The organism is Pseudomonas fluorescens, assembly GCF_003732425.1.
In the GTDB taxonomy this organism is placed as follows: Bacteria; Pseudomonadota; Gammaproteobacteria; order Pseudomonadales; family Pseudomonadaceae; genus Aquipseudomonas; species Aquipseudomonas fluorescens_BE.
This window is the reverse complement of sequence record NZ_MOBX01000003.1, coordinates 721402-733466: the sequence shown is the minus strand read 5'-3', so window position 1 is coordinate 733466 and position 12065 is coordinate 721402. Positions and strand designations below refer to the sequence as shown.

Here is a 12065-nt window from a genome sequence, read left to right as displayed (position 1 = left end):
GGATCAGATAGAGGAACTGTCAAATGAAGGCCACAACCTACGTACTTGTCGCACTTTGTTGCATGGGTATCAGCACAGCATTTGCCGATGGCTCACAGGCGCCGAACGACAATCGCGGGCCAGCAGACATCGTCGTCGGTGAGCGTTTGGCTGCGGCCAAGTCGAAGCTAGTCAAACAAGGATGGAAGCCGACGCGGATGCATACCAACGACGGCTATGAGTACAGCGGCGTGGAGAAGGAGATGGCTACACGCAAGTTCTTCGAACTGGACACCTGCTCGTTTGATAGCTCGCGTTGCATCTTGTACTACGCGAAGAAAGGAACTTGCCTACGCGTCGATACCATCGGTGAGCAATTCAATGACATGACCGTGACGCGATGGACCCGCGAATGTCCCGAGGCGCCCCAATAGCCACCCGAAGACTACGCGGTAATAATCGACTGCTCCCAAAGGTTTCAGCGTCGCACACAACACCTGCAATCAGCATAAAACCCTGTGGGAGCGAGCCTGCTCGCGAAGGCGCCAGAATGAACACCCGATCAATCACCAGGTGATCCCGGCATCCGCATCAACCCGGCAATTGCAAATTATCGAGCGCCCGATTCACCGCCAGCTCCCCGAGCATGATCAACTGCGCAATCCCCGCCAGCGCATGGCGCTGCGATGCCGGCAACAGGCTGGAGACGTTCTGGGCGATGGTTTTGGCCGAAGCGAGTGTTGCACTGGCATCGACCAGCAGTTCTTCGGTTTTGTTGTCCGCCGTCACGGCGTACATCCCACGGTTTTTACGTGGCGGCGGCGTGGAACCGGGCGGACAGAGGTAATGGTCGAGCGCGCGGTCGGCGGCTTCGTGGAGTTTTTTGGAATCGATGGATTCGTAGGGGGAAACCGAGGCGGTTTCGGGCGGGTTGGGTGTTGGTTTGATCATGGTGAAGCTCCAAATTTATACCTGGTGGAACCACCAACACCTGTCGCTAAACAAGTAAGGGTGGCAGCTGTACGCGGGTTAGCGAACCGAGAGGTATAAGACCCGGCAGACCCGAAGGTCTCCCACGCACAGCCACCATATCGTCGTCGCAAACGTCTGCGACAAACTGGAGCGTCGTTGTACTTATACCTGGTCGGGTCGCTAAACCCGGTCGCTGGGTTGCCAGCGACACGTAGACGATAAAGACCAGGTACAAAGCGCACAAGCCGGCGGATTCTGGCGTAGCTGTAGGCAAAGGCGCAAGGGTGTGTAGCCTGAGAGAATGTTTGGAGATGTCTTTTAAACGTTGGTGTTTATCGAGGCCTTACTGCGGCACCTCCATGAGGTGGGGACGCCCGCCAGATGATTCTCAGATTTATTTTTTGGAAATAAATCAGTCCCCTTCTCAATTTATGATCGCGCCAGACTATCCTCCGTTCCGCTGCCATTACTCCCAATAACGACAGCCACTTTCGACCATAAGGAATCGCCCAGACGTGGCTAGGAATCCGGGGCGGTTTATTGTGATCTAGCCGACCAAAGGTGCGTATACATAGTTATCTAATGAATCAAACTCTTCCCCTGTCATAAGATTCAGCTGACGTACCTTCCGACCATATTTTAGATATTTGTAGACAAAATATTTAGCCACCTTATCTTCGTGTGTTGATAGCACTATTTGCCGGTCAGGAAATTCATTGCGCAACAACTCGACCAACGAAGACATGTTGATGTCATCCATGGTTTGCACGGGATCGTCAATCAGGATTGGTGAGAATTCTTTAGCATAAATCTTGTTTAAGGCTAGAGTTAGTGAAATAACTACTGCTGAAATTTGCCCCGAACTCATGGTATTGAGGACATCATGATCGCGCTGGTAATTTGATACTAATCTAACGTTTTTAAGTTCATCTCCGCCGGTAGGGTCTTTAAGAAAGACACCCTGCCCAATTCCGGATTGGTGTGACTGTAATATCTTACCCGAATAGATATAAAACGGAATCTCGATGTCGCCAATCAACTTCTTTTTATACTGGCGAATTCTTTTAAGCACTTTCACTGCAATTCCGGCTAGTTCTTTCTCCACCTTCTCTAACCTTTCTGCGTTCTCTATATGTGTTGCGATATCTTTTAGCACAATTTGAAATGACGAATAAAAACAAGACTCTAGATATTTCCTCTTCTGCTCCACATTTCCCTCAGTGATCGACAAGAGATTGCCGTTGCGATTACCAAAATACTCTCTGAACATCCGATCAAAGGCATCGCCTTCATTTGCGAGTTGGTATTCCAACGAAGCAGGCGGAGTGTTTTTATGTATTCGACGCATCATCTCCTCAAGATTAGAAGAAAGTTTTTCAGCATCTACATGATGAGACAATGGTGGAAACATTAGGTCATCGACACTGAATGGGCAGTTTTTTAACCACGCGTCAAATTTAATCAAGCGCTCTTTGGTGAGATCTGCTTTTATCAACGATGCCATCGCGTCATCTGAAAGAACAGTATTCTTAGCCCGAAATTCTTCTATCTGCGAAATTACGGGATCGATAAAACGACTTTTTATACTATTTTCCAGTGCCAGGATTGATACATCCTGATTCGACAACAGCTTTGAAAAGTCACTTACACGAATTGAAGCGGCAATCTCAAGCTGATCATGATTTTCGTGAGGCTTACCACAGAACGGGCATCTAGACTCTTCAGGTAACGATGCTAGGGAGTTATTCAGCTCTTTATGTTGCGCAACGATTTTTCGGTAGATTGCTTTAAGTCCAGAATTCGTCCTACGAAGCTCATTTACCGTGTCCTGATCTTTCTGAAATTGTTCAAAATCACGTCGCCCTAACAGGTCAAAAATATGGAGTAAGTTATCGGGGATATCGCCACCCACCAAAGCGGTATGAGATCTTTCAAGTACCTTATCTTTCGACCTTCTTTCGTCCAGCCCCTGGATATGACCTAAAGAATTGTAAAAGCATAGATAATCTGATAGGAGGTCAGGTGACCGATAGGCTCTAGAGTACGGAAGAGAGCTAAGATAAAAATCTCGATTCTTAACAAACTCCAGCATCCGATCAAGCTCGCTGGAAAATGATGAAAACTTTGACTGATTGAATGCTTCAAACTTCGGCAAATCCCATTCTGGAGATTTAGAAGTATCTAGTAACCAGGGAAGCAGGTAACGGTGCTCGACTTCACCTACTTTAGTGGAATTCTTAGCGCCATTTATATTGTGGCTGTTCTTTAATAGTTCGGCTTTCTGAAGCTGTATTGTACGCTGAGAAGCAAGTCGCTTTTCAGTATTTTTCAGGCGTGTGTATTTGGCTTCTGCAGCGGCGGTATCGCCAAAAAGCTGTGATATCTCAGTAGCCCGTGCAGTTTCACTATTTGACTTCAAAAATGAAGCCGCCTCCTCTTGCTGGACATAATGGAAAAGGTGAAAGTCTCTAGTGAAGTTTTTATTTTTGAGAATTCTGTCTACGTCCGTTTGCTTTGCGGGCGTCCAACCTGACTCGTCTCTAATAAACACATCCCAAAGTTCAGGAAAGCGAGATATCTTTTGTGCGCCCGTAGGTATTGGGGATTTGAGTTTTCGTCTGAACGATAATAGATCTTCTGGCGAGCGTGAAAGAACCACATCAATTAGTACATCTGATCGAGGGTCATAAGCAACAACCACATCTTCAGGAGTCTGACGACCGTCCGTGCTTATGAAACGTTTAATTGTTCCGGAAAGAGCCAACTCGACTGCATCGAAAACCGAGGTTTTTCCATACCCATTGGGCCCATCCAGGAGGATTAGATCGCTACTATTAAAATTGATCCGGTAGGTGTCGCTACCGAATACTTTGAAATTAGTAAATTCGATGCTCGATAGCCTTAGCATTAGATTGTCCTCTTCAAGAATTCGGACATTAATTCTTCATCATCAAGACCTTCATCAATCTCCAGCGAGAACTCATACAAATCCAACTCACTTTTGGATAGATTGGAAACTAAAGATGAATCCAGATCAAATAGTCGCTTGGGGTCGTGCAAATAGGTAACAAAAGGTATTTTTATAAAAATCTTCAGCAGAAGAGAATAATAGTTTTCAAGCTCGGCAGATTTCTCTTTGAAACGTTGGAAATACGTTCCATCACCCTGACCTACTAACTCGTTGAGTTTTAAAAGTGTAAAATCACTATTTTTATCTTTCAAATCCGCGAGTTCTTCCGAGCTGTAGGTGATCACATTTTTTTTGAAATTGTATCGATCCTCTTCTAACTGAAACACTTGCTTGCTAGTGATGGAAAATTCAGGCCAGCAAATTATCATCGTGCAATTTTTTGAGAAGACTCTATCCACTTTCGGGCTTTCTCTAACTTTCAAATGCAAACCGTCCGCCCACTCGGAAAGCAACATTTCAGCATGCTGACTCGTAGCTTTTTTACATTCTACAACTAGATAGTATTCGGCTTTGTTTTCGGCGATTTTAGGCTTGAAAAGCCTTGTTATCAGCTCATCATAGCTATGCTCGAAATTTACAGCTTCATACCCGTTACTCAAAAAAACTTTGTCTATCAGACTAATCAGCATTTAATTCGTCCATTGCTTGTTGAATGGGTATTAGCTGAAGATTGCTAAAATAATCGTCACGGGGCTCTTCTTCTACCACGTTGGCCGACGGTGGTGCGGTAGTGTGGGTAGTAGCTTGCTCATTCAGTGATATTTTCTGCGGTCCGCCGTAAATCATATTGTTAACTTCATATAAATCCTCGACGATCCGTGTATTGGCCCTGAGCTTCTTGGCAATACTAGTAGGCGATCGATCATTTATAGTTGTAGGAAGATAATAATTCGCTGGCTGGGCCAGTGATCGATAAACTAATTTATTATTACCTTCGTCATTTTCGCAAGATTTGCAGTTTATAGCATTAAAAATTCTGAGCAGTACGTCGGTTACACCGTTTTCATTGACCGCCAAGGCTTGCTCAATATTTGTTAGTGAGTCAAACTTTACAGATGGCGAAAAATTTTTATAATAGCTGAAAAGTTTTTCTGGGCCGGCACCCAATAATTCATATCGAATCTGGGAAAGGTTACAAACAAACCCTTCCAAATCTTCTGGTGTTGAATAATAGTCAGGATTGTTAACAAATTCATCAAAGAGGCAGAAAAAGCGCTCTTTGAATTTAACGGCCAAATACCTACTACTTACATCTTCATAGTTCGCATCCAAAATTGTGACAATGTCAGATATCTCGATATGCAGTAGGTCAGATGCTTGCTTTTGCAGGTGTCGCTCCGTCACATAAACATCCACCATTTCCAGCAAATGGTGAAAGCCGCTATCGATCTGCTTTGTAGTATTTACTCCTCCCCTTATGACAAGAACTTCTTGAAGCTTCGACTTAATAAGATCATTTATATCATCAATACTGCAGCACGGGCTCCCACTATACATATAGCTTTGTATTCTATCTAATGCCAATAGCGGATCAGCCACGATAGCTTGGAGCGCATCATAGACTTGCCCCACGGTAAAATCATCAAATGCCTGCTTTATGATTCTCGCCGTTTTGTTTCTATCCTGCGCAACATTTACCGCCTTGAAAATAGTGCTCGACGCCGGTTTAGCATCATGCTCACTTATCAGTTCCCTGATAAAACCTTCGATTGCCTGTTGCAAACTTTTACCAGCCGGAAGATTAATAGTCTTCCAAGTATGTATATAGCCTAATGGCCCTGGCTGGCTGTACAAATTCAGTGCAAGCCCAAAAAGCGCCTCATCATATAAACTGAAACTTTGTTTGTCGTAAGCTTTAACCTGATGAAACGACACCAACTCCCCGGCTACGAACAATTCAAAATCTTCGTTGTTCTCTAAAACGATTGAGTCACCGTAAAAGGTGTACGTAGGATCAGCGCTAAGCTTTTCGCGTATATGACAAAGTACGTAATGAATAGCGAGCTTTCCTTGGTAATTGTATCCACTCCAAGAGGGAGTCGCGTCGTGGATCATGCTTGCAGTTCCTTGTAAGAATTCAGCGTCCAGCTTTCTTCAATGGGTGCTTCCTTCTGCGCAAACGCTCGGATGGTCGAGCGTTTGAGCAGTTGAATGCACAATGCCACTATACAAATATTTTGGCGAGGCCGACCGTTGGAAATCTGAAGCGCCCAATACCGCATAGTGCGCTAAAGGACATTCACGACATGCCTCCTCAGGCCAAAAGCAACCAAGTACATTCCCGGCAATCCAAAACCCTCTACCAGACTGAACCGCCAAAATAACTGACTCCCTCCTGAAAACTCACGGCCTAACCAACCTAGGCAACACCACCCCCTCCACCAACCTCTCCACCCCCAACCTCACCCTCTCCCCACCCTGCTCAATCACCACCCCATCCCCCTCCACCACCACCAACTTCACCCCAGGCCCCACCTTCTCCCCCTGCAAAAAACTCCTCGGCGGCCCATCGTTCAAACTCAGTATCGCCACCGCCCCCCGACTCCCCGCCATCACCCCGCTCACCTTGATATCCATCGGCGCCGTTTGATTGGAAAACCACTGCAACGCCGGGCTATCACTGCGCGCCGCCAGCAACTGCGGGGCCACTGCCGGGGTGTGTGATTCGGCGGAGGTCAGCAGCAGCGACGACCATGTCGCCACGCCGACCAGCGCCGCGAGCAGTGCGAGGGCCTGGACCATTTGGGGTGGGGAAACGCGTGCGGTGAAGGTCATGGGCTGAATCTCCTTTTTATCCCTGCTGTCAGCCTACGCGGCAATTCTCTCCGTTTTATTTCACACGCCTTACATGTTGGCCGTGCACGATGGCGCAGGACGCAAAGGAGCGCGCGCGCGATGAACAGGCAACAGGGTTTTACGCTGATCGAGTTGATGGTGGTGCTGGTGATCATCGGCATCGCCAGTGCGGCGATCAGCCTGAGTATCAAGCCCGATCCGCTGCAGTTGCTGCGCAAGGATGCCGAGCGTGTGGCGCAGTTGCTGCAGGTGGCGCAGGCGGAAGCCCGCGCGGATGGGCGGCCGATTGTGTGGGTGAGTGATGCCAAGGGGTTTCGCTTTAGTCGGCGCAGTGACAGTGGCAAGGGGTTTGATCATTTCGCGCAGGATCCGCAGTTGCGGCCGCGTGCCTGGCAGAGTCCGAAGATGGAGGTGCGGGTGGAGCCGAAACAGAAGGTCGTGCTGAACGCTGAGTGGATTAATCCGCCGCTGCAATTGACGTTGTCGGATGGGTTGAATCGCTTGAGTGTGCTGCGCGATGGCAGCGGCAGGATCAGCCTGCAATGAAGCGCCAGCAAGGGTTTACGTTGATTGAGGTGATGGTCGCGATTTTGTTGATGGCGGTGGTGAGTTTGATTGCCTGGCGGGGGCTGGACAGTGTGACGCGGGCGGACAGTCATTTGCAGGCGAGCAGTGAGCAGAGTGACGGTTTGTTGCGGGCGCTGAATCAGTTGCAGCGGGATGTAGAGATGCGGGCGGGGGTTGAGTTGACCGAGCCGAAGAAGGTTGGGGTGGATGATGAGCCGCCGAGCGCCCCGCCCGCACTGACTGTGCGCAGTAGCGACAGTAAGGGTTTTCGTCTGGACATCATTCGCACGGCGGCGGATCAGCCGGGGGCGTTGCAGCGGGTGCGGTGGTGGGTCAAGGGCGGCACGTTGTATCGGGCAGTGGCTGAGGCGCGGAGTCGGTATCCGTTGCCGGCGCCTGGGAATGGGGTGGCGGTGTTGCAGGATGTCAGTGATGTGCAGGTGCGGGTTTGGGAGGTGGATAAGGGCTGGCGGCAGTTGAGCGGGAATCGGCGGGAGGATCCGTTGGGGTTGGAGATTCGGTTGAGTCGGGGGACGGCGCAGGGGCTGGAGAAGTATCGGCAGGTGATTGGGCCGCTGGAGTGAAGCCGATCCCTGAATATCGGATATCCCAGTAGGAGCTGCCGAAGGCTGCGATCTTTTGACTTTGATTTTGCAGATCAAAAGATCGCAGCCTTCGGCAGCTCCTACATTGGGATTGGGGGGCGTCAGTTGGGGATTGGTTGGTTGTTAGGTCGTCATCGCGAGCAGGCTCACTCCTACAGTTGGATCGGGTACATCAGCAAGAGATTGGTTGGCTGGTGGGCCGTCTTCGCGAGCAGGCTCGTTCCCACAGTGGGATTGGGGGGCGTCAGTTGGGGATTGGTTGGTTGTTAGGCCGTCATCGCGAGCAGGCTCACTCCTACAGTTGGATTGGGTACATCAGCAAGAGATTGGTTGGCTGGTGGGCCGTCTTCGCGAGCAGGCTCGCTCCTACAGTTGGATCGGGTACATCAGCAAGAGATTGGTTGGCTGGCTGGCCGTCTTCGCGAGCAGGCTCGCTCCCACAGTTTTTAATGTGCGTACAGCCCCAGCGGCAAAGCCGCCCCACTCAACAGGATGAGCGTTAGCTCGGCTGCAGCTGTTGATCTTGATCCACGGGCGACGTCGGAAGGCTGAGTGGAGGGATTCATCCGGGGGTGGGAGCGCAGCGACCGTTTGGCGCAGCCAAATGCATCGAGAGGAGGTGCAGCGAAGCAAACCGTAGGCGATGCGCCCGGATGGATCCCGCAGCGAAGGAACCCCGAGCCCCAGCGAGCGGGCCGCACGCAGGAGCAAGCCTTTTTGGTTACTTTTTCGGCGTCTGGAAAAAGTGACCCGCCGTAAGGGCGGAACCCTAAGCAGCCATAACCGCAGCAACGGATATGTACCCAATCAAACCCACTAGCTCAAAACAACGACGCCACCCGGCAGCTCAGTGCATTTGACGCCATAAGCGTCGCGAATCAGCAGCGCAACGCCAGCGAGCTGATCAAGGCTAAAGCGCGCCTGCACCCGCCGCTGCCCAAGCTCACGGTTGAGCAGCAACAACATCCCCGGCCGATAGCGATTGATCTCATCAATCATCTGGCTCAGCGTAGCGCCGTTGAACACCAGCACCTGCTGACGCCAATTCATCACCGCCGCCGTGTCGACACTCTGCACACTGCCAACCTGCCGCGCGTCGTAAGTCACCTGCTGCCCCGGCTCAAGACGCAGGCTACGCCCCTCAACATCCACTTCAACCGCGCCATCAAGGCAAGTCACACAGACTTGCTGATCGGTATTACGCAAGTTGAAACGCCCCTGACTCGCACGCAACCACCCTCCCCCAGCCTGCATCGCCAACGGCAACCGCGCGGTCTGCACTTCAACTTCACCACTAACCAGCTCAAAACCCTGCACACCGTCAGACACTGCACGCTGGTTGATCCGCGTCTGCGTGTTCAGCTCCAGGCTCACACCCTGCACCGGTTCAAATCGGCGCTGCTGCCCGACTTCAGTAATGTAGTCAGCGCCCAGCCCTTCAAAACCACCAGGAATCGTCCCGCGTACCAGCAAAAACGCCGCCGATGCGGCAATCGCACCACCGAGAAAGGCGCGGCGACCGAAACGCCGTGGCGCCTGCATTTGCTCCACGGCCGGTTGCAGTTGCTGCCACAACCGCTTGGCCTCTTCGAACGCGCGCGCATGCTCGGCGCTCTGCGCGCACCATTCGCGCAAGGCGCGGGCGTCGGCCACAGTGGCGCGGCCGGAGGTCAGCAGGACCAGCCAGTCGCGGGCTTCGCTGTGCAGATTGTCGGCCGCCGAGGGCTCGGCAGGTGTCAGTCGAAAGATGTTCAAACGCGCAGATTCTCAACGAATTGATCGGGCACTATTCAGAAGACGGTTTTCCGGCCCCGCGACCGAACCGCTGAAACACTTTTCTTTCCAGTTTCGCGGCGCAGAAGCCCAATGCGGCTTTGATTTCCTTCTCGACCATGCGCGTGGAAATGCCGAAGCGCTGAGAAATCTCCAGGTGCGGCGCCTCTTCCAGACGCGCGGCGATGAAGATTCGGCGGCGCCGTGCGGGCAGTTCGTAGAGGGCGTTGAGCAGTGACTGGATTTCCTTTTGCCCACCCACCACTCGCGCCGGATCGAGGGCTTCATCGCCGATTTGCAGCAGCTCCTCGACTTCTTCGCCGGTGAGCAGGCGCGCGTCGGCCTGGCGGCGGTCGGCGGCGATGTTCAGGGCTATGCGGTAGAGGTAGGCATTGGGCCGCAGCACGTTCGGCGGCGTCTCCATGCGGTCGACCCGCAGGTAGGTTTCGTGCAGCACGTCGTTGGCCAGATCTTCCGAACCGAGACGCCTGCGCAGGCGCACCCGAAAGTCCTCGTAGGACGTCAGGAACAGTTGGACCATCGAACCTTGTCCGGTGTCTTTCATCCCCCGGAAACTCCTTCCCATTTGGTGCATTCCATGCGTTTCCCTGACGACTCCGGTAACAACAGCAACGTGACCGGCTGACGCAAGGCACTGGGCGTCGGCCGGTCGATCCTGAGATTGCGAAAGCTCTCCACCAACGCGTTGTCGCGCCGTACATCGCCGGTCGAGGTGACCAACCGGTTGTGTTGCACCACGCCATCGCGGCCGACCCACACCTGCAACACCGCGCGATAACTGCCCGGACGGGTCAGCGGCGAGCGGCACAGGTTGCGCTCGATGGCCGCTTGCACCGCCGTGGCGTAACTGCGGTTGACCGCGACGCTTTCCGGCGTCTGTTTTTGTGGCGGCGCCGGCACGTCTTCGACCTGCGCCACTTGCAAGGTAAACGCATCGTCACGGGCATACCGCGCCATCAAACCACTGCCGCCGAGCAATCGACGCAGGGCATCGGCGGCGGTGTATTCACCGTCCACCGCCAGCGAGCGACGACCGCGACTCAACTGACTGTCGACCAGCACTGCAACGCCAGTGGAGTGGCTGTACTGATCCAGCGCGTGCGCCAGATCCTGTGCCGGAATGTGCAGCGTCATGCGCAGGTCCGCCGGCACCGCGTCGGCCATGGCGTGGCCCGCCGAACAGCCAAGCAGCCACCCCAGACACATCCGGCGCACAAGCCTCGTTGAACGCTGAAAACCGTCCGTGGAATTGCCTCGCTGCACGGCTGACGAATCCTTGGAAATCGTCATCCTGAGGGCTGTTTATGAATCTGGTGTGACGGGCGGTGCAAAAAAACCATCACGGGAATTGCGCAAGGCTTGCACTAGACTCAAGCCATAGCGCGGCCCCTTCGGGCCGGCCAGGAGGCGAGCATGAACACACTGTGGCGAATCAGCCTGGGCGGGCTGTTGTTGATGGCGCTGTCGAGCGCTTATGCCGAGCAGCCGTTGGGCTGTGTCGAGGTGACGGTCGGCGGTTACAAGGCGCCGAATTACGACTGCCTGAGCCAGCAGATGGGCAACAACCCGGAAGGCGCGGCGGCGGCGGAAAAGAATCAGGAAGCGCTGAATGTGCCGGTAAATAAGCGACCGCCGAATCAGGTTGGACTGGCGACACCGGCCGCAACCAGCACGCGAATGGGCAACACCTTCGGCACCTCGGTGAAACCGCAACGTCCGGCGAATTAAGGCAACGTCAAAATCAAAAGATCGCAGCCTTCGGCAGCTCCTACATGGGATTTTGATCGTTTCCCTGTAGGAGCTGCCGAAGGCTGCGATCTTTTGATCTTCAATCGCTAGGCGTTTGGCGAAAGCTCACCGCGAGGCGGTTCCAGCTATTGATGGTGGTCACGGCCATGGTCAGGTCGACCAGTTCGCCTTCGCTGAATTGCTCGCGCGCTTGCTGGTACACCTCATCCGGCACCCGGCTCTCCGCCAGCAGCGTCACCGCCTCAGCCCAGGCCAGCGCCGCACGTTCGCGCGGGTTGAAGAAGTTGCTGTCGCGCCACACCGCAATCGCATACAAACGCCGATCACTCTCCCCGGCCCGGCGCGCGTCCACCGAGTGCATGTCGGTGCAGAATGCGCAGCCATTGAGCTGCGAGGCACGGATGCGGATCAGTTGCAGCAGCGGCTGCTCGATACTGAGGTTGGCGGTCAGCGCCTCCATGGCAATCATCGCTTTCATCGCTTTGGGCGAAGCGTTGTAGTAATCCAGGCGCGGGGACATGGGCAGGTCTCGGTAGACGGAATAATGACTTCACCGTAAACCCCGACAGCGATGCATTACAGCCCCAATTGCACGGAAAACCGCTACACCACTGCCCCCTGCCAAACATAAA

Annotated in this window: 13 protein-coding genes; 4 read left to right on the top strand and 9 right to left on the bottom strand. The window is 52.9% G+C overall.

Annotated elements, in window-relative coordinates; translation table 11 throughout:
• Positions 1-23: 23 nt before the first annotated feature.
• On the top strand, positions 24-413 hold the full coding sequence (locus BK670_RS06185; RefSeq protein ID WP_123449044.1) for a hypothetical protein: 390 nt from the start codon (positions 24-26) through the stop codon (positions 411-413).
• 157 nt (positions 414-570) lie between these two features.
• Here BK670_RS06185 and BK670_RS06180 read toward each other — a convergent pair whose 3' ends face one another.
• The 5 genes from BK670_RS06180 to BK670_RS06160 all read right to left on the bottom strand — a co-directional run bounded on the left by BK670_RS06180 (position 571) and on the right by BK670_RS06160 (position 6697).
• Positions 571-930, bottom strand: coding sequence for a DUF6124 family protein (locus tag BK670_RS06180; RefSeq protein WP_064119814.1), 360 nt, complete (start codon positions 928-930; stop codon positions 571-573).
• Positions 931-1498: 568 nt separating this feature from the next.
• Positions 1499-3859 carry an AAA family ATPase gene (locus BK670_RS06175; RefSeq protein ID WP_123449043.1) on the bottom strand — a complete coding sequence of 787 codons (2361 nt, stop codon included), beginning with the start codon at positions 3857-3859 and terminating at the stop codon, positions 1499-1501.
• On the bottom strand, positions 3859-4551 hold the full coding sequence (locus BK670_RS06170; RefSeq protein WP_123449042.1) for an ABC-three component system middle component 1: 693 nt from the start codon (positions 4549-4551) through the stop codon (positions 3859-3861). Before BK670_RS06170 ends, BK670_RS06175 begins: the two co-directional genes overlap by 1 nt.
• Positions 4541-5977 (bottom strand): ABC-three component system protein, encoded by a 1437-nt coding sequence (locus BK670_RS06165; RefSeq protein ID WP_123449041.1) that lies wholly within the window; start codon positions 5975-5977, stop codon positions 4541-4543. Before BK670_RS06165 ends, BK670_RS06170 begins: the two co-directional genes overlap by 11 nt.
• A 288-nt stretch (positions 5978-6265) precedes the next feature.
• Positions 6266-6697 carry a type II secretion system protein N gene (locus tag BK670_RS06160; RefSeq protein ID WP_123449040.1) on the bottom strand — a complete coding sequence of 144 codons (432 nt, stop codon included), beginning with the start codon at positions 6695-6697 and terminating at the stop codon, positions 6266-6268.
• A 120-nt stretch (positions 6698-6817) separates the two neighbouring features.
• Here BK670_RS06160 and gspH point away from each other — a divergent pair, with 120 nt between their 5' ends.
• Positions 6818-7264 (top strand): type II secretion system minor pseudopilin GspH, encoded by a 447-nt coding sequence (gene gspH, locus BK670_RS06155; protein ID WP_007913940.1) that lies wholly within the window; start codon positions 6818-6820, stop codon positions 7262-7264.
• Entirely contained in the window at positions 7261-7869 is a 609-nt protein-coding gene (locus BK670_RS06150) for a prepilin-type N-terminal cleavage/methylation domain-containing protein (protein ID WP_123449039.1), read from the top strand. Before gspH ends, BK670_RS06150 begins: the two co-directional genes overlap by 4 nt.
• An 837-nt stretch (positions 7870-8706) precedes the next feature.
• Here the strand turns inward: BK670_RS06150 and BK670_RS06145 are convergent.
• The 3 genes from BK670_RS06145 to BK670_RS06135 are packed head-to-tail and all read right to left on the bottom strand — an operon-like array spanning position 8707 to position 10890.
• Entirely contained in the window at positions 8707-9645 is a 939-nt protein-coding gene (locus BK670_RS06145) for a FecR family protein (protein WP_123449038.1), read from the bottom strand.
• A gap of 31 nt (positions 9646-9676) precedes the next feature.
• A complete protein-coding gene (locus BK670_RS06140) occupies positions 9677-10228 on the bottom strand; it encodes an RNA polymerase sigma factor (protein ID WP_123449037.1) in 552 nt (183 codons plus the stop codon).
• Positions 10225-10890, bottom strand: a complete 666-nt coding sequence (locus tag BK670_RS06135; protein WP_123449036.1) for a secretin and TonB N-terminal domain-containing protein — start codon at positions 10888-10890, stop codon at positions 10225-10227. Before BK670_RS06135 ends, BK670_RS06140 begins: the two co-directional genes overlap by 4 nt.
• A 207-nt stretch (positions 10891-11097) precedes the next feature.
• Here BK670_RS06135 and BK670_RS06130 point away from each other — a divergent pair, with 207 nt between their 5' ends.
• On the top strand, positions 11098-11412 hold the full coding sequence (locus BK670_RS06130) for a hypothetical protein (protein WP_123449035.1): 315 nt from the start codon (positions 11098-11100) through the stop codon (positions 11410-11412).
• 100 nt (positions 11413-11512) lie between these two features.
• Here the strand turns inward: BK670_RS06130 and BK670_RS06125 are convergent, their stop codons facing one another.
• Entirely contained in the window at positions 11513-11953 is a 441-nt protein-coding gene (locus tag BK670_RS06125) for a carboxymuconolactone decarboxylase family protein (protein ID WP_008087990.1), read from the bottom strand.
• Positions 11954-12065: the final 112 nt, after the last annotated feature.